The following is a 20,030-nucleotide window of genomic DNA, read 5'->3' on the forward strand; positions in this document are numbered from 1 at the left end:
ATTAAAGAATCTCGAAGTATTTAAAAGAGGAAACGAATGACAACCCAACCAGAACAAGTACTCGAGGTCGCCTTACTTAGTGAAGTTCAAGCAACAAAAATAAGGCTTCAAGACGTTCACAATGGCCGTAATGGAAAAAGCCATAACCACCAAAATAGAAAAGGCACAAAGCTTTAAAAAGGGCTTGTTACAGCAAATGTTTGTGTAGCATAAAATTTAAAAACTTTAATAAAAATGTTAATACCTATGGCTAAATGGTATAAAAAGTATACTTTTGTGGCAACAGTACACACCACGCTACCCATTAGAACAGCGTCCCAGGGTGTGTCTTTTGCTTTTTATAAGGTACGTTTAGCTCAAAATCAACCTTATGTTTAGTAAACCTGCATTTACACTTTCCCAACAAGTAGAGCAACTACAAGAGCGTGGTTTAATTATTAAGCACCCACGTATTGCCGAAAAATACCTGATAAATATTAGCTATTACCGTTTAGGTGAATATTGGTATGTCATGCAATCCGATAAAGAAAAACATATATTTAAGCCTAATAGTAAATTCGAAGACGCTATTGCTTTATATAATTTTGATGCCGAACTCAGGCTCCTGCTTTTTGATGTGATAGAGAAAATTGAAATTAGTTTACGTACCAAATTAATTTACTATTTATCCCATGAATCAGATCCGTGGTGGTTTCAAAATTTCGAACTATTTAATGATTGTAAGGCCTTAGTAAAAACACTTTCTAATTTAGAAGAAGAAATTACCCGTACTAAAGACGAATCAATAAAAAAACACCTTAAAAAACATAAGGACGATGGTAGGTTTCCACCAGCATGGAAATCTTTAGAGCAAACCAGTTTTGGTGCATTATCAAAGTTGTATGGTAATTTAAAAAATGGTGTTAAAGCTAAAAATGATATAGCTAAAGATTTTGGTGCTGTAAATCATACCTATTTGCCAAGTTGGTTACAGTCTATTGCTCAAATTCGTAACTTTTGTGCGCACCATTCAAGATTATGGAACCGTAATTTACCAGGTACCGTAAAATTATTACCTAAACCTCCAAACTCTTGGATACTAGACCCTTTAAACGTGCCTAAACAACATGAGTTTTCAAAACTATATGTGCACATGTGTTTAATGAGGTATATGCTAAATACGATTTTGCCTAAAAATGAATTCGCTAATAAATTGAATGCCCTGTTTGTTAAATACCCTAACGTCGACCCAAACGCTTTAGGTATGAAACCCAATTGGCAAAATGAACCTTTGTGGAAATAATAATTTATGACAACCCAACCAGAACAAGTACTCGAAAATAATTTAGTAAGCCAGTTAATAGCGCTAGGTCATAAACCAATTACTATTAAAACGGAAGATGATTTATTAAGCAACCTAAAAACACAGTTAGAAAAGCATAATAAAACCACCTTTACCACACCAGAGTTTAACCGTATTCTATTACACCTTTCTAAAGGTAATATTTTCGATAAGGCGAAAACATTACGCGATAAATATGTTCTTCAAAAAGATAATGGCGACAAGGCATATATCGAGTTTATCAATCAAGATTTCTGGTGTCAAAATCAGTTCCAGGTTACCAATCAAGTAACTATAAATGGCAAACGAGAAAACCGTTACGATGTTACTGTTCTAATAAACGGATTGCCACTAGTTCAAATTGAGCTAAAGCGAAGAGGTATTGAACTTAAAGAAGCCTTTAATCAAATTCAACGCTACCAAAAGGAATCCTTTGCTTTCAATAATGCACTGTTCAATTACGTACAAATTTTTGTTATAAGTAATGGGGTCGATACTAAGTATTATGCGAATAGTCAAAAACAAAGTTTCAAATTTACTTCGTTCTGGAGTGATGAAAAGAATAAAAAAATCACACAATTAGAGCCCTTTGCCAATATCTTTTTAGAGCCTTGTCACATCGCAAAAATGATAACCAAATACGTGGTACTGCATGAAAGCGATAAAACTCTTATGGTACTTAGGCCATATCAGTTTTATGCAGTCGAATCAATTATTGATAGGGTAAAAAATAGCGATAAAAACGGCTATATCTGGCACACAACAGGATCGGGTAAAACACTTACATCCTTTAAAGCAAGTCAAATATTAACACATAACCCTAAAATTAAAAAGGTTGTTTTTGTGGTAGACAGACAAGATTTAGACGACCAAACCGTTAGAGAATTTCAGGCATTCGATAAAGAAAGTATCGATGGTACCGAAGATACCAAAACACTAGTAAAACAATTTTTAGATAACAGTAGGCCACTTTTAGTAACCACAATACAAAAATTGAATAGTGCCATATCTAAAGCCAAATTTAAAAAACAAATCGAAGCTTTAAAAGATGAAAAAATAGTCTTTATTTTCGATGAGTGTCACCGTTCTCAATTTGGCGATACTCATAGACGTATTGTTAATTTCTTTACCAACCATCAATTATTTGGCTTCACGGGTACACCTATTTTTGTTAAAAATGCCATTAGTAAAAAAAGCATAAAACAAACCACCGCAAACCTATTTCACGAGTGTTTACACCAATACGTAATCACAGATGCTATTAGAGATGAAAATGTTTTAAAATTTTCAATTGAATATTACAATGTTTTCAAAAATAAAGAAGGCATAGAAGATGTTAAAGTTGAAGATATCAATAAGCAAGAAGTATATGAAAGTAATGAATATTTAAATTCCATTACCAATTACATCATAGCAAACCACAACCGTAAAACACATCACAGAGCATTTACAGCCATGTTTTGTGTAAGCAGTGTCGATATTCTAATTAAATATTACGAGCTATTAAAGGCTAAAAAAGAAGCTGGAGAACACCGTCTAAATATTGCAACAATTTTTTCCTATGCCCCAAATCCAGAAGATAAGGAGGCTACTGGTGAAATTCCAGAAGAAGATTTTCCAGATCAACCCATGGCAGCAGAACCTAGAGCAGCCTATGGCATCATGCCTCATAAAGATAAATTAGACGAATACATTACAGATTATAACCTGCAATTTGGCTCTAAACATTCGGCTAAAGACGGTAAAACCTTTCTTAGCTATAAAAAGGACATTTCGCAGCGTGTAAAAAACAAACAAATTGATATTTTATTGGTGGTAAACATGTTTCTTACTGGTTTTGATAGTAAGACCTTAAACACCCTTTACGTAGATAAAAATTTAAATTACCATGGCTTAATTCAAGCCTATTCCCGCACTAACAGAATCTTAAACGAAAAGAAATCTCAAGGAAACATTTTAGCCTTTCGTAACCTAAAACAAAACACCGACGACGCCATTGCTTTGTTTTCAGATAAGAACGCTCAAGAAACTATAATTATAGCGCCATATGAAGAACAAATAAAGAAATTTAATGAAGCATATAAGGTCTTAATGAGTATTGCGCCAACGGTAGACAGTGTAAACGATTTAGTTACCGAAAATGATGAATTAGAGTTTGCCAAAGCCTTTCGTGAAATTATGCGGTTAAAAAACATCCTGTCTTCTTTCGTCGAATTCACTTTTGATGATACCTATATGAAAGATCAGGAATTCGCAGATTATACAAGTAAGTATTTAGACCTCTACGATAAAATTAAAACCAATAGCCAAAAAGAATCGGTATCTATATTAGATGAAATTGATTTCGAATTAGAGTTAATTCATCGCGATGAAATCAATGTAGCATACATCATGAAACTGTTAGCCAAATTAAAAGATGCCAAACCTAAAGACCAGGCAAAACAGAAAAAGCAAATTATCGATTTAATAGCAGGCGAATCAGAATTAAGAAGCAAGCGCGTTTTAATAGAAAAATTCATTCAAAACAATCTGCCTAAAATCACCGATAACGATAATGTAGAAGATGAATTTAAAACTTATTGGAAAGAAGAAACTAAAAATGCATTAGCCGAATTAAGTACAACCGAAGCTTTAAAGCAAGAGAAGGTAGAAAACATTATAAACGATTTACTTTTTACAGGAAGAATGGCTACTGAAGATGAGGTTATTGCCGCCCTAGAAAAACGCCCAAGTGTATTGCATAGAGAATCTATAAGTACAAGAGTAACTCAAAAAATTAAAGATTTCATTCAAACATTCATCAACGGAATGGATAATTAATGAAACACAGTAGCATGTAAGGAATAAATTCCGAGTTGAGTTTTCTTATGGGGGGCAAATACACTTTTCATATCGAACGCAGTGGGATATCTCAACATCATAAATCTTGTTTTAACTACCAAAATCAACTAATTTACACCCTTAAAATGTAACCCTTATCAATTGCCTAAATTACTGAATCTACTTTTTCTTTTCCCGTTATGTTGTTTTGCTCAAATCCCAGAGTATTACAATAGCATCGACTTCACTAAAACCCCAATTGAAATAAAAGAGCAGCTTTCAAACCTAATTATACAAACGCATACAGACCAAATTCCTTATACCTCAACAAGTACCGATACCTGGGATATCTTAAAAGAAAGCGATTTAGTAGTAGTAAATTCTGCTGAGGTGCTACTCGTTTATGGTAACAATAATGCCGATTCTAATATTAGAAATCACAGAACCCGAAGTAAAAATCTATCCTGTCATACAAACTCTTGTAAAGGCTATTGGACAAGAGAACATATTTTTCCAAAATCATTAGCAGCACCAAAATTAGCAACCAGTTATGCAGGTGCTGGTACCGATGTACATAATCTAAAGCCAGCCGATAGCGATATGAATTCATACCGTAGCAATAGAATGTACAATGTTGGTTCTGGTAATGCAACAGTAACTAGTATGGGTGATTTTTATCCAGGAGAAGAGTGGGTAGGTGATGTCGCTAGAATAATCATGTATATGTATCTACGTTACCCAACACAATGCTTGCCAACCGCCGTTGCAGGTGGGTCCATCAATTACTCTAAAAACGATGCTTTGCCCGATATCCTATTAACTTGGAACGAACAAGATCCTGTGTCTCAAGAAGAAATATACCGAAATAATAAAATAGCCGAGTACCAAGGTAATAGAAACCCATTTATCGACAATCCTTATTTAGCAACGTTAATTTGGAATGGTCCTAAAGCTATTGATACTTGGGGGATTTTCACTATTGATGATTTTTCACAAATTGAAATTGCAATTTATCCCATAATAAAATCGGTTCATATCTGTGTTAAAAATCAGCCAAACAAGATAGCACCTAAGAAGTTTGTAGTTCCCATGGTTAAAAGGTAGGCGTACCAACATTAACCCCAATAGAGAGGACTAACAGGTGTTAAGAAATTTATTTTCTAAACTTATTCAATCAAACCATCATCCAACCTATTAAAGTTAAGGTCAAACCATAGCTTTATATTCAATACTCTTTTTTGAAAATGTAATGATACATTAAAAGCAATGTGTGTTTTCCATAGATTTTAAAATTGAAAATAAAAGTTAATAAAATGAATGAGGTTTTTTGCACAACCATTGCATTAATTAATTTATATATTTGTTTAAATTATATGAAAATATTCTTTTCCATATCAATGTCTATTTTATTCCTTTTTCAAGGAATTAGTTTAGATATGGACTTTTGTGGGTCAATTAAAGAAATTTCAAGCATCATTGCCCATTATCAAGATCATAAAGTCTATGGAGACTCTTTCCTTGAATATGTCGTTGAAGACTACTTTGCCAGTGAAACTAAAAATGAAGAGCATCCTCATAACCACGATAAGGAAAATATACCAGTCCATTCACATAATCAATGTTGCCACCCTTTGGTATTAATTATAGCGAACAACACTTTGGCTATAACCAATCAACTAAAATTTGATGAGAAAAAACAGTATAACTTACATAAAGTAAACTTTACTTCCAGATATTTGGAATCGCTTTTCCAGCCTCCAAGGGCATAATTCAGTTTTTTTAAGGATAACTCTATCCAATTTTGAACCTATAAGGTTCTTTTCATTTCGCGCAATTCTATTTTCTTATCAGAATTGTATCGAAAAGTTTAACTGAATTAAAACATTTTCTATGATTAATAAAATCATTGATTTTTCAATCAATAATAAATTCATTATTGGTTTGCTAACGCTTACCATAATAGGAGCGGGCATTTGGAGTATGACCCAAGTACCCATCGACGCTGTTCCAGATATTACCAATAACCAAGTTCAAGTGATTACGCAAGCACCTAATTTAGGGACCGAGGACATTGAGCAATTTGTAACCTACCCAGTAGAAGTGGCCATGAGTAATTTGCCCCAGGTTCAGGAAATTCGATCCATTTCTCGTTTTGGTTTATCTGTAGTTACTATAGTTTTCGACGATGATATGGGTACCTATTTACCACGTCAATTAGTGGCTGAAAAGCTAAACGAAGTCAAAGACCAAATACCAAATGGTTTTGGTGAGCCCTCAATGGGACCAATTTCTTCAGGTTTGGGAGAAATTTATCAATACACACTTAAAGTAAAACCGGAATATAAAAACAAATATTCGGTAACAGATTTACGAACGATGCAAGATTGGATTGTGCAACGTCAAATGGCAATGGTAGAGGGAGTAGTTGAAGTTAATGCCATTGGTGGCAAAATTAAGCAATATGAAGTCGCTGTCGACCCCAACGAGCTCCAAGCGATCGGCTTAACAATTACCGAGGTTTTTGAAGCCCTTGAAGCCAACAATCAAAACACAGGTGGTGCATATATCGAGAAAAACCATCAAGCTAATTTTATTAGAGGTGAAGGTTTGGTACGAAGCTTAGATGATATTAAAAAAATCACCGTGAAAACCATCAATAATATTCCAATTACCATTGGAGATATTGCTAAAGTACAATTTGGTTCTGCTATTCGTTATGGCGCATTAACCCAAGATGGCGAAGGCGAAGTTGTTGGGGGGTTAGTAATGATGCTTAAAGGTGCAAATTCAAATGATGTTATCGAGAATGTAAAAGAACGAATGGCTCAAATCGAAAAATCATTGCCAGAAGGTGTGATTATCGAACCCTTGTTAGACCGTAGTAAATTAATAGCAGAAACAACTTCAACAGTGTCAGGAAACCTTATTGAAGGTGCACTAATAGTAATATTTGTTCTAATTTTTTTATTAGGTAATTGGAGAGGTGGTTTAATAGTCGCTTCAACAATTCCTTTATCGCTATTATTCGCATTTATACTAATGAATGTGTTTGATGTATGGGCTAATTTAATGAGTCTAGGCGCCATAGATTTCGGTATCATTGTCGACGGGGCAGTAATTATTGTAGAAAGCACTGTTTTTTTAATAGCTTCTCAAGTCTTAAAAAAACGAAAATTGACATCAAAAGAACGTGATAATGTTGCTGCCGATGCCTCAAAAAAAATGATGAATGCTGCATTTTTTGGTCAGCTAATTATTCTAATAGTATTCCTGCCCATATTGGCATTAGAAGGCATTGAGGGCAAGATGTTCAAACCAATGGCATTAACTTTTATTTTTGCAATGATTGGAGCCATGGTACTTTGTTTGACGTATGTACCAATGATGTCCGCCTTGATTTTAAGAGCACCTAAAAATAACAAACTGTCGTATGGCGATAAATTTGTGCATTGGGTTGAGGACAAATACCAACCCTTATTGGTAAAAGCCTTACATAAAGGAAAATGGATTATTGGCATTGCTGTCATGCTATTTGGTATTACAGTCTTTATGTTCACGAAAATGGGTGGAGAATTCATTCCTCAATTGGATGAAGGTGACATTGCCTTCCATGCCATTTTAAAACCAGGAAGTTCCCTTACAGAAACTATTGAAACAACGACAAAAATTGAGCAAATTGTAAAAGCTAAATTTCCTGAAGTCGAAAAAATTGTTAGTCGTATTGGAGTTGCCGAAATTCCAACCGATCCCATGCCTATGGATATTGCAGATGTATTTGTAATACTGAAACCAAAAAGCGAATGGACTACTGTAACATCTAAAGATGAACTCATCGAACAAATGAAAAAAGCCGTAGAAATGGTTCCTGGAGTAAATTATGAATTTACACAACCTATTGAAATGCGTTTTAATGAGTTACTTGAAGGTGTTAGAGAAGATATTGCTATAAAACTCTATGGAGAAGATATCAATGTATTGTCGCAAAAGGCAGAAGAAATAAGTAAAATTATAGCAGGTACAGATGGTATTGGCGATATGAAAGCAGAGGCTACAACCGGATTGCCACAATTAACAATCACCTATAACAGAAATAAATTAGCCCAATATGGACTGAAAATAAATACCTTAAATCAAATCGTTCAAACAGCCTTTGCAGGTGGTACAGCAGGTGTTATTTTTGAAGGTGAAAAGCGATTTGATTTAGTAGTTAGATTAAGTTCTCGTAATCGTAAAGACATAACAGATGTGCAAAATTTGTATATCAACTTGCCTTCTGGTGCGCAAATTCCGCTTCGCGAAGTAGCTGATATAAGTTACAAAGCTGGTCCAATGCAAATCAGTAGAGACAATACAAACCGAAGAACTTATGTAGGGATTAATGTAAGAGGTCGTGATGTAAAATCCTTGGTAGGTGAAATTAAAACTAAACTAGATGCAAAATTAGAACTGCCTTCAGGTTATTTTATTCGCTATGGAGGAGCTTTTGAAAATTTAGAGCGTGCCAGTAATCGCTTGCTAACGGTTGTGCCAATAGCGCTTTTACTCATTTTTGTTCTTATTTATTTTGCTTTAAAATCCTTACCTCAAACTTTAATGATCTATATCGCAATTCCTATGGCAACCATTGGTGGAGTCGTAGCATTGTGGTTAAGAGATATGCCATTTAGCATTTCGGCAGGTGTTGGGTTTATTGTTTTGTTTGGTGTTGCTGTTTTAAACGGCTTGGTTATGATTAGTGGACTTAATGAATTAAAAGAGGAGGGCGTAACAAACTTAAAAGATAGAATTGTAGAAGGAACTAAACGAAGAATTAGGCCTATTATGTTAACCGCTTTTACAGATGTTTTAGGCTTTTTACCTATGGCAATTTCAGCATCAGCTGGAGCCGAAGTACAACGGCCTTTAGCAACAGTTGTAATAGGTGGCTTGTTAACTTCTACATTATTAACCTTATTCGTTTTACCTATATTGTATCATTGGGTAGAAAACAAATCATTCCATTTTAGAGCTAACAAAAAAGTAATTACAGTTACTACCATTATAGCTTTTATCTTTTTGTTCCCAATATCTGGAAACGCACAGCAAGAAACAGACAAGTTGCCTACAATTTCTATGCAAGAAGCTGTGAACTTGGCCAAAAAAAACTATCCAAGCTTAAAACAACGACAGCTTGAAATTGATAAGCAGAAACAGTTAAAAGGTACGGCTTTCGATTTTGGTACCACACAAATTTTTACAGGGGGAGAAGAACTAAAGAATGATTCTGGTATTTACACGACTATTGGTCTTGGTCAGTCAAATATTGATGTATTTGGCATAGCACCAAAACAAAAATTATTTGAGCAACGTATTCAATTAGCAGAAAAAGCTTTTCAGCTTTCAGAGTTGGAATTAGAGTTGGAAGTTAAAAAAATGTGGGCAAATGCCTTTAAAAGTAAGCGAAATTATAATCTATATAAAGAGCTGGATTCCATTTATGTAAACTTTGAAAATGCAGTAGCATTAAATTATGAAGTAGAAGCTATATCAAAATTGGAATATTCCGCTGCTAAAAACCAAGCCTTACAGATAAGAAGTAAGTTAATGCAATCAAAAAGTGAATACACTATGGCATTACAGCAATTAAACCTTTGGCTGGTTTCAGATGTACTTTATACGGTATCAGATAACATTGAGATAGCGAGCGAAATAAATGTAGAAACCTTTAATTTAGAAGCGCACCCTTTATATGCATTTTCGCAACTTCAAGTAGCAGAAGCCGAAGCAAACTATAAAGCTGCTAAAGCTGAAAACCTGCCAAAATTCAATATTCAAGGTGGCTTGCAAAAAGTTAATGGGAATTCTGGATTTTATACCTATCAAGCAGGTATTTCCATGCCGTTTTTATCTGGTACAACTAAATCACAGATTAGAACTGCACAGATCGATAAACAAATTGCCGAAACCAATATGCTGTTTAAACAACAGGAAGTGCAATCTAGATTTAATCAAGCCAAAGAGAATTACAAAAAATGGGAAACGACCTGGCTGTTCTATAAGAATGAGGTATTACCACTTATTAAGGATCAAAAAACAGGAGCTTTGTTTGCTTATCGAGAAGGCGAAATTGATTACTCAGCTTTCACGCAACTTATAAATGAAGCAATTCAATCAGAATTGCAAGCACAAATAGCTTTAGTAAACTATCTAGAAAGCATATTTCAACTACAATATTTTAATCAATAAGAAAATGAAGCCCATAATGGGTATTTGTAAATAAAGGTCAATACACTTACAAAATTTTAGACAATGAAAAATATACTAAATATAATCCTCACACTTTTTATAGTATCAATTATAGCAACAGCGTGTGGAAATAAAGAAAGCCATAAAGAAGGTGATGGTCATGCACATAATGAAGATGCAAAACCAGAAAATGATGACCACCATAATGAAGAAGAAGTGATGCTATCACAAAATCAGTTTGATGCGTTAAAAATGAAAATAGACGCCCTAGCAATGCGTAATATGAGTGGTTATGTAGAAGCCAATGGTACATTAGAAGTGCCTCCGCAAAGTGAAGCGGCAATAACTTCGGTAGTTGGTGCAAATGTCGTATCAATAAAAGTAATTGAAGGTGATAAAGTAAATAAAGGTCAGGTTGTTGCCTATCTATCGCATCCTAACATAATAAAAATACAGACCGATTATTTGAATGCTTTTAGCAATAGTAATTTTTTAAAGAAGAATTTCGAACGTCAACAAAAGTTATATGATGCAGGAGTTGGTTCTGGTGCAAATTTTCAAAAAGCTGAAGCCGAATATGAGGCTTCTAAAGCTATGGTAAATGGTTTGGAGGCCCAGTTGAAACTATTAAATATTAATACGTTAGCTGTACGAAATGGAACTATAGTACAAAGTATTTCATTGCGAAGCCCAATAGATGGTTTTGTTCAAAAGGTTGAAGTCAAAACAGGGCAATTTGTAGAACCCCAAACCGAACTTTTTGAAATCGTAAATACAGATCACGTTCATGCAGATTTAATGGTGTTTGAAAAAGATGTGCATAAAGTAAAAAAAGGTCAAAAAGTAATCTTTAATGTCCAAACAATGCAGGGTGAAGAACTAACAGCAGAAATCTATTCGGTAAGTAAAACATTTGAAGACAACCCTAAAGCGGTACATGTGCACGCAGAGATTGAAAATAAAAAAAATAGCCTTATTCCCGGAATGTATATACAAGGGAAAATCTTAATAGAAAATTCGGAAATAGTGGCCTTGCCCGAAAGTGCAATAGTAAAAGAGGGTAATAAATTTTTTGCGTTTTCCGCTGAAAGGGAAAATGAAGCATGGGCTTTTAAACCAGTAGAAGTGATTTTGGGCGCAAAAGATGGCGATTGGGTAGCTATCCAATTTGTGGAAGAAATTAAACCAGATATAAAATTTGCTTATAATAATGCCTATTACCTTATAGCAGAAATGAAAAAGGGAGAAGCAGAGCACGCACATTAATTATGCAAACAATCGAACAATTATTAGAGTCAAAAAATATTCGCGTTACGGCAATGCGCTTATTAATTTATAAGTTTCTTGTAAATAAACAAGTAGCGGTGACCTTAAGTGATATAGAAAATACTTTTGAAAAAGCAGATAGAACCACCTTGTACAGAACTATTAAAACATTTGAGGAAAATGCTATTGTACATCAGATAGATGATGGAACAGGAATTACAAAATATGCTTTGTGTGAAATTGGATGTAATTGCGAAATTGAAACCGATTTACATTTGCATTTTCATTGCAATAACTGTGGTGAAACCATTTGCTTAACAGAACATAAAATTCCACAAATTAAAGTGCCTGAAGGTTTCGTTTCTGAAAACGTAAACTTGGTTGTTAAAGGTGTTTGTGATAAATGTAGCGGACAATAATTGCACTTCCATTGCACGAATTATTAAACTACTTTTAATCAAAAGTATAAGGACATGAAGTTTAATGTAAAAATTCCAAAACATCTTAAACAAGTCTACCATAAAGAATTGAAATATTATCGCTACTATTTAAGAGTTAAGCAGTATAGCAAGGCTTGGTATCATTTAGAAAGAAGTCATATTATTGGCCAATCTTACCCTGTTCAGCACATGAATTCGCATTGGTTAATGCTAAAGTTTGGTTTGATGCAAAAAGATACTAAAGAAGTATTCGGACAAATATTAAGGTTGCTTGTTGGTGGTTGGAAATCATTTATAAACCACGTGCCTCTTGGTAATACCGGAGGTGCCAATGTGCCTCCATTAAAGCCTATGCCTATTCCTGATGATATTAAGAATTTAATGCAAATGAGATGAAAAAAAAGAAAGTCAATTTAAGACATTTAAAACCAAATTCAGAAGAGCAACATAGTTACGATGATGGTCACAATCATAGTGGCAGTTCAAGTAATATTAAAGCCTATATTCCAGCAATCATAAGTTTTACAATGCTAATTATTGGTATCGCATTAGATTATTTTGATGTTAACTTCTTCAAGGATTGGGTGCGTATTATTTGGTATGGCATAGCTTATTTGCCAGTGGGGTTACCTGTAGTTAAAGAGGGTTGGGAGAGCATTAAAAAAGGTGATGTGTTTACAGAGTTTTTATTAATGTCTATAGCCACTATTGGAGCATTCATTATTGGCGAATACCCAGAGGGGGTTGCGGTTATGTTATTTTATGCTGTTGGTGAATTATTTCAAAATGCAGCAGTTAACAGAGCAAAAGGAAATATAAAAGCTTTATTGGATGTCAGACCAAATGAAGCCTTAGTATATCGAAATAATGATTATGTATCTGTAAATCCAGAAACGGTTCAAATTGGTGAAAAAGTGCAAGTACGTGTTGGCGAAAAAATCCCTTTAGATGGTGTTCTACTTTCCGACAAAGGTTCATTCAACACAGCAGCATTAACAGGAGAAAGTAAACCAAGTACGATTTTAAAAGGAGAAAAAGTATTTGCAGGAAGCATCAATTTAGATGGTGTCATTGAAATAGAAACCACCAAAGAATTTAAGGATAGTTCCATTGCACGTATTCTCGATATGGTGCAGAATGCAACATCTCGTAAATCTAAAACAGAATTGTTCATTAGAAAATTTGCTAGAATATATACACCAATTGTCGTGTTTTTAGCAATAGGTGTTACGTTACTACCGTATTTTTTTGTAGACGATTATGTGTTTAGAGATTGGCTGTATAGAGCATTAATATTCTTGGTAATCTCTTGTCCGTGTGCATTAGTTATTTCTATTCCGTTAGGCTATTTCGGTGGCTTGGGCGCCGCTTCAAAAAATGGAATTTTATTTAAAGGCGCTTCGTTCTTGGATGTCATGACCAAGGTAAATACTTTGGTAATGGACAAGACAGGAACGGTTACTAAAGGTGTTTTTAAAATAAAAGAAATCAAAGCTATTGGATGGGATGAAAAAGAATTTATGAAGTACCTAATGGCTATGGAGGAGCAATCCACGCATCCCATCGCAAAGGCTATTTTAGAATATAAAGATGAAAGTTCAGCTTGTAAAGCTTCAGACGTTACTGAAATAGCTGGAAAAGGATTAAAAGGTAACATAAATAGTAAGATTGTTTTAGTTGGAAATAAAGCGTTGATGACTGCTAATAAAATCGATGTACCAACCGAAACCCAATCTATTGTAGAGTCCATTGTATTAGTTGCTATAGATAATAAATTCGCAGGTTATGTGGTTATTGCAGATCAATTAAAAGAAGACGCAAAAGAAACAATTACAGCCTTACATAAAGTTGGTGTTAATAGTATAATGATGCTCTCTGGAGATAAAGATTCCATTACGCAACAAGTAGCAAGAGAATTAAATATTGAAAAGGCTAAAGGTGGTTTGTTACCAGAAGATAAATTAAATGAAGTTGAGCTTTTAAAACAAAATCCTGAAAATAAAATTGCTTTTATAGGTGATGGTATTAATGACGCACCAGTTTTAGCAGCAAGTGATGTAGGAATAGCAATGGGTGGTTTAGGAAGTGATGTCGCTATTGAAACAGCAGATGTTATCATTCAAACAGACCAACCTTCAAAAGTGGTAAAGGCGATTAAAATTAGTCGTTCCACACGTAAAATCGTTTGGCAAAATATCGTATTAGCTTTTGGGGTAAAAGTAATTGTAATGATTTTAGGAGCAGGAGGTTTGGCTACCATGTGGGAAGCGGTATTTGCAGATGTAGGAGTGGCATTATTGGCTATTTTAAATGCGGTTAGGTTGCAGCGCATGCATTGGGATTAATAGTTTAAACTTTTGTTAATCAAATCAACATATTATTAAATTTTGTAACTTCGCATTCAGTATGAAGCAAGTAACCCATAAAATAATGTCCGTGTTAATGGCTTTTGTAGTGTTATTCTCTACATTGTCATTTACGCTCAATATCCATTATTGTGGGGATAATTTGGTTGAAACAGCTATATTCCATAAAGCGAAAGGTTGTGGAATGGAAATGCAAAACCCTTTAGCCGAAGGTTGTTCGATTACTAAAAAGAACTGCTGTAATGATGTGCAATTGCTAGTCGATGGTCAAGACGAACTACAACTTCAACTTGACAAAATTACTTTTGAGCAACAAGTTTTTATCGCCACCTTCGTTTACACATACATTAATCTTTTTGAAGGTTTAGATAACAATGTATCTTCTTACGAAGAATACAAGCCGCCACTCGTCATAAAAGAAATCTTCAAGATTGACGAGACTTATTTAATTTGATTTTTAAACAATAGACTGTTTTATCCTATGGCTGTATGTCATAAGGATATTTTGTTGTATTCGGTGTTTTCTCAATGCCAATGTCTAACTGTTTAATAATCAAATAATATGCTTAATAAAGCAATCAAATTTCTTATCGAGAATAAACTCGTTGCCGTGCTATTGCTCGTCCTTTTTGTGGGCTGGGGAACGGTAAATGCACCTTTTAATTGGGATACAGGATTTTTGCCAAGTCATCCTGTGGCTGTTGATGCCATACCAGATATTGGCGAAAATCAACAAATAGTATTTACAAAGTGGGATGGTCGTTCACCCCAAGATATAGAAGACCAAATTACTTATCCATTAACCACTTCGTTGCTTGGTATTCCTGGAGTAAAAACCATTCGTAGTTCTTCAATGTTTGGCTTTTCAAGCATCTATATCATATTTGAAGAAGATATAGAATTTTATTGGAGTCGAAGTCGCATACTTGAAAAGCTCAATTCATTGCCAAGTGGGTTATTGCCCGAAGGTGTAAATCCTGCATTAGGTCCAGATGCCACTGGCTTAGGACAAATATTTTGGTATACGCTGGAGGGACGTGATGAAAACGGAAAGGTTACTGGTGGTTGGGATTTACATGAATTGCGTAGTATTCAAGATTACTATGTAAAGTACGCTTTGTCTTCAGCAAGTGGCGTTTCTGAAGTAGCTTCCATTGGAGGGTATGTTCAGGAGTATCAAGTGGATGTCAATCCGGAGTTAATGCGTCAATATAACATAAGCTTAAATCAGATCGTAAAAGCTGTTAAAAGTAGTAATCAGGATATTGGTGCGCAGACTTTAGAAATCAATCAAGCCGAATATTTAGTGCGTGGCTTGGGCTATGTAAAGTCTATTTCAGACATTGAAAATGCAGTTGTTACTTCCGCAGATTTTACTTCAATTAAAATTAAAGATATTGGTAAAGTATCATTGGGACCAGCAACCCGAAGAGGTTTATTGGATAAGGAAGGTGCAGAAGTCGTTGGTGGTGTGGTTGTGGCACGATACGGTGCTAATCCCATGGAAGTCATTAACAATGTAAAATCACAAATTGAAGAATTGAAAGGAGGGTTGCCAACAAAAGTACTGGCAGATGGCCGCACTTCTCAAATAACCATTGTTCCATTTTATGACCGAACAGAATTGATTCAAGAAACTTTAGGAACTCTTAATGAAGCATTAACCTTAGAAATATTAATTACTATTCTGGTTATTATTGTGATGGTTTTCAATTTAAGAGCATCCATTTTAATTTCTGGGTTATTGCCTGTTGCTGTATTAATGGTTTTTATTACCATGAAACTGTTTCATGTAGATGCTAATATTGTGGCGCTTTCGGGTATTGCTATCGCTATTGGTACCATGGTAGATGTAGGGGTTATACTTGCAGAGAATATGATTCGCCATCTTGATGATGATAAATTACGCCTGCGAGAAGACGGTACAGCGTTAACTACAAATGAAGTGATATATAATGCAACAGCAGAAGTATCTGGCGCTATTTTGACTGCAGTATTAACTACAATTATCAGTTTTGTTCCGGTATTTACTATGATTGGAGCAGAAGGGAAACTCTTTAGACCTCTTGCTTTTACTAAAACCATGGCGCTGTCTGCCTCATTAGTTATAGCTTTGTTTTTAATCCCTCCTTTCGCAGCTTATTTATTCAGGAAAACTAGCTTTAAAAAGTCGTATAAATACATTTTAAACGGTGTATTAATAGTCGCAGGAATCGTGTTTATGGCATTTGGTTACTGGTTAGGTGCCATATTAGTGGCTTTTGGGGTTACAGGATTATTGAGTGTTTTGGGTAAACTGAACAAAAAAAATAGCAACCTTGTAAATATTATTATTTCATGTGCTGCTATTGTTTTCCTACTTGCAGAATATTGGAGACCACTAGGTTTTGATAGAAGTATCTTTATAAACTTAATTTTTGTAGCTATTATCTGCTTCGGGATTTTAGGGATATTTTCAATTTTTAGAAAGTATTACGAACAGATTTTAAACTGGGCTTTAGCTAATAAAATTTTGTTTCTAATGATACCAACGACGGTGCTTATTTCTGGAATTTGGATAATGAATAACACAGGAAAGGAATTTATGCCGTCTTTAAATGAAGGTTCGTTTTTGTTAATGCCAACCTCATTACCTCATTCGGGGGTAGAAGAAAACAAAAGAGTACTTCAGCAATTAGATATGGCAGTAGCCACAATTCCAGAAATTGAAACTGTAGTTGGAAAAGCTGGTCGAACCGAATCAGCTTTAGATCCTGCACCTTTGTCAATGTATGAAAATATCATTCAATACAAATCAGAATATCTGCGAGATTCCGAAGGAAAAAAACAACGTTATAAAGTAAATGAGGATGGATTATTCGAGTTACAAGCCGGTGGTTATATAGCAAATCCTAATAACACTAAAAATGTCAATATAAGTGACATCAAAAGTTCTCAATTAATTGAAGATGATAACGGAGAGTTCTACAGAAACTGGCGCCCAGAAATTCAATCACCAGACGATATTTGGAATGAAATTGTTAGAGTTACCAAACTACCTGGTGTTACTTCTGCACCAAAATTACAACCCATAGAAACCAGGTTGGTCATGCTTCAAACAGGTATGCGCGCACCAATGGGCATAAAAGTAAAAGGCCAAGATTTAAAACAAATTGAAGCATTTGGTTTGCAATTAGAAACTCTTCTTAAACACGCAGAAGGTGTTAAAGTTGAAGCTGTTTTTGCAGATAGAATTGTTGGAAAACCGTATTTGCTAATTGATATTGATAGAGAAAAAATAGCACGCTACGGTGTGTCAATTGAAACGGTGCAAAACGTACTAAAAGTAGCCATAGGAGGTATGGCTTTAACCCAAACTGTTGAAGGTAGAGAACGTTATGCTGTTCGTGTACGTTATCCAAGAGAATTACGTAGTAACCCTGAAGCTATAAAAGGTATTTATATTCCTGTTGAAAAAGGAAGTCCTGTGCCTTTAAGTGAATTGGCAACCATCCGGTATGAGCAAGGTCCGCAAGTCATAAAAAGTGAAGACACCTTTTTAGTTGGGTATGTGTTGTTTGATAAATTAGATGGGTTTGCAGAAGTTGATGTGGTTGAAAATGCGCAAGCCTTATTTCAGCAGAAAATTGATTCAGGAGCATTGACGGTTCCAAAAGGTATCAGTTATAAATTCACAGGAACTTATGAAAATCAATTAAGAGCAGAAAAAACATTGTCTGTCGTTGTTCCATTAGCCCTGATTATTATTTTCTTAATTCTTTATTTTCAATTTAAATCTGTTACCACCTCATTAATGGTATTTACTGGAATAGCAGTGGCTTTTGCTGGTGGTTTTATTATGCTATGGCTGTATGGTCAAGATTGGTTTTTCAACTTCAGTTTGTTTGGCGAAAACATGAGAGACCTATTTAATATGAAAACGGTCAATCTAAGTGTGGCTGTTTGGGTTGGGTTTATTGCGCTTTTCGGTATTGCTACCGATGATGGTGTGGTCATGGCAACATACCTCACGCAAACTTTTGAGCGAGACAAACCAACTGATAAAAAGAATATTAGAATGGCTGCTTTGCAAGCAGCAGGAAAACGTATTCGCCCGTGTTTAATGACAACCGTTACTACAATTTTGGCGCTTTTGCCTGTACTAACATCCACAGGTAAAGGAAGTGATATAATGATACCTATGGCAATTCCAATTTTTGGAGGTATGGTAATTGACATTACTTCTTATTTTATTGTACCTGTTTTATATAGCTGGAGAGAAGAGTTTAAGTTAAAAAGAGTAAACAAATGAAAAGACTAATTTATACACTACTAGGTTTATTCATTTTTAGTATTTCTAATGCACAGGAATTGGAAACACTTGTTAATGAAGCATTGAACAACAATCCAGAAATACAAAAGTTTGAATTGCAATACAGCATAGCTTCAGAAAAAGTCAATGAAGTTAATACCATTCCTAATACAGAATTTGGGGTAGGTTACTTTGTAAGTGAACCAGAAACACGTACTGGGGCGCAGCGATTTAAATTGTCGGCCAAACAAATGATACCCTGGTTTGGTTCAATTACCTCACGAGAAAATTACGTTAATGCTTTAGCTGATGCAAAATTTGAAGACATTGTTATTGCTAAGCGAAAACTAATGGCTTCGGTATCACAATCTTATTATAATTTATATGCTAATAAAGCAAAGCAAGAAGTGTTACAGGAAAATATCAAGTTGTTAGAAACTTATGAAACATTAGCATTAACAGCTGTTGAGGTTGGTAAAGCATCTGCTGTAGATGTGTTGCGATTGCAAATGCGTCAAAATGAAATGAAACAATTAAAAGATGTATTGCATCAACAATTTTTAGCTGAACAAACTAAATTTAATAAGCTTTTGAATAGAAAAAGTGATGTCGCTGTAGTGGTAGTAGATAATTTAATGTTGCCTTCAGAAGACTTTGAAATGAGTACAAATAATCTAGAGTTGCACCCAGAATTGTTGAAGTACGATAAACTATATCAATCCATAGAACACTCAGAGTTACTAAATCAAAAAGAAAGTAGCCCAATGATTGGTTTTGGTTTGGACTACATAAATGTAGAGCCAAGACCAGACATGAATTTCTCCGATAACGGTAAAGATATTGTAATGCCTATGGTTACACTTTCAATTCCAATTTTTAATAAAAAATATAAGTCTCAAACGAAACAAAATGTGTTAGCGCAACAAGAATTAAAAACTCAAAAGCAAGAACGTTTAAACATATTGGAAACACTTTTAAGCAAAGCGATTAACGATCGTATTTCTGCTAAAATAAGTTTTGAAACGCAAACCAAGAATTTAAAACAAGCTAAAGACGCAGAGGATATTTTAATTAAAAGTTACGAAACAGGAACCATAGATTTTAATGATGTTTTAGATATTCAAGAACTACAACTCAAGTTTCAAATGAACCAAATTGAATCTGTGAAGACCTACTATGTTCAAAGTACTATAATTAATTATTTAATTCAGTAATAATGAAATGAGCGGTTGTATTAATATGAACCGATTAAAGGTTTTTTAAAAGAATTAATGACATCTGATCATTGAGAAAATATATAA

At 34.5% G+C, this 20,030-nt stretch carries 13 protein-coding genes; all 13 read left to right on the top strand.

All coding sequences use genetic code 11. The features are described 5' to 3' along the window. The first annotated feature begins 36 nt into the window (after nucleotides 1-36). The 13 genes from F6U93_RS14595 to F6U93_RS04355 all read left to right on the top strand — a co-directional run bounded on the left by F6U93_RS14595 (nucleotide 37) and on the right by F6U93_RS04355 (nucleotide 19,943). On the top strand, nucleotides 37-177 hold the full coding sequence (locus F6U93_RS14595; RefSeq protein ID WP_191963451.1) for a hypothetical protein: 141 nt from the start codon (nucleotides 37-39) through the stop codon (nucleotides 175-177). 193 nt (nucleotides 178-370) lie between these two features. Then, nucleotides 371-1,282, top strand: coding sequence for an Abi family protein (locus F6U93_RS04300; RefSeq protein WP_150937181.1), 912 nt, complete (start codon nucleotides 371-373; stop codon nucleotides 1,280-1,282). 6 nt (nucleotides 1,283-1,288) lie between these two features. Next, nucleotides 1,289-4,141 carry a type I restriction endonuclease subunit R gene (locus F6U93_RS04305; RefSeq protein WP_150937183.1) on the top strand — a complete coding sequence of 951 codons (2,853 nt, stop codon included), beginning with the start codon at nucleotides 1,289-1,291 and terminating at the stop codon, nucleotides 4,139-4,141. Between the two features lie 162 nt (nucleotides 4,142-4,303). Continuing rightward, on the top strand, nucleotides 4,304-5,245 hold the full coding sequence (locus tag F6U93_RS04310; protein ID WP_150937185.1) for an endonuclease I family protein: 942 nt from the start codon (nucleotides 4,304-4,306) through the stop codon (nucleotides 5,243-5,245). A gap of 188 nt (nucleotides 5,246-5,433) precedes the next feature. Beyond that, on the top strand, nucleotides 5,434-5,910 hold the full coding sequence (locus F6U93_RS04315; protein ID WP_225312556.1) for a hypothetical protein: 477 nt from the start codon (nucleotides 5,434-5,436) through the stop codon (nucleotides 5,908-5,910). A gap of 121 nt (nucleotides 5,911-6,031) precedes the next feature. Continuing rightward, entirely contained in the window at nucleotides 6,032-10,366 is a 4,335-nt protein-coding gene (locus tag F6U93_RS04320; RefSeq protein ID WP_150937187.1) for a CusA/CzcA family heavy metal efflux RND transporter, read from the top strand. A gap of 63 nt (nucleotides 10,367-10,429) precedes the next feature. Beyond that, nucleotides 10,430-11,632 carry an efflux RND transporter periplasmic adaptor subunit gene (locus tag F6U93_RS04325; RefSeq protein ID WP_150937198.1) on the top strand — a complete coding sequence of 401 codons (1,203 nt, stop codon included), beginning with the start codon at nucleotides 10,430-10,432 and terminating at the stop codon, nucleotides 11,630-11,632. 2 nt (nucleotides 11,633-11,634) lie between these two features. Then, on the top strand, nucleotides 11,635-12,051 hold the full coding sequence (locus F6U93_RS04330; RefSeq protein WP_068603888.1) for a Fur family transcriptional regulator: 417 nt from the start codon (nucleotides 11,635-11,637) through the stop codon (nucleotides 12,049-12,051). 54 nt (nucleotides 12,052-12,105) lie between these two features. After that, nucleotides 12,106-12,468 carry a DUF3703 domain-containing protein gene (locus F6U93_RS04335; protein ID WP_150937200.1) on the top strand — a complete coding sequence of 121 codons (363 nt, stop codon included), beginning with the start codon at nucleotides 12,106-12,108 and terminating at the stop codon, nucleotides 12,466-12,468. Next, nucleotides 12,465-14,417 (top strand): heavy metal translocating P-type ATPase, encoded by a 1,953-nt coding sequence (locus F6U93_RS04340; RefSeq protein ID WP_150937202.1) that lies wholly within the window; start codon nucleotides 12,465-12,467, stop codon nucleotides 14,415-14,417. Before F6U93_RS04335 ends, F6U93_RS04340 begins: the two co-directional genes overlap by 4 nt. A gap of 61 nt (nucleotides 14,418-14,478) precedes the next feature. Beyond that, entirely contained in the window at nucleotides 14,479-14,892 is a 414-nt protein-coding gene (locus F6U93_RS04345; RefSeq protein WP_150937204.1) for an HYC_CC_PP family protein, read from the top strand. 108 nt (nucleotides 14,893-15,000) lie between these two features. Further along, on the top strand, nucleotides 15,001-18,729 hold the full coding sequence (locus F6U93_RS04350; protein ID WP_150937205.1) for an efflux RND transporter permease subunit: 3,729 nt from the start codon (nucleotides 15,001-15,003) through the stop codon (nucleotides 18,727-18,729). Beyond that, nucleotides 18,726-19,943, top strand: coding sequence for a TolC family protein (locus tag F6U93_RS04355; protein WP_150937207.1), 1,218 nt, complete (start codon nucleotides 18,726-18,728; stop codon nucleotides 19,941-19,943). The genes F6U93_RS04350 and F6U93_RS04355 overlap by 4 nt, the downstream gene beginning before the upstream one ends. Nucleotides 19,944-20,030: the final 87 nt, after the last annotated feature.

Source organism: Pseudotamlana haliotis (assembly GCF_008806375.1).
In the GTDB taxonomy this organism is placed as follows: domain Bacteria; phylum Bacteroidota; class Bacteroidia; order Flavobacteriales; family Flavobacteriaceae; genus Pseudotamlana; species Pseudotamlana haliotis.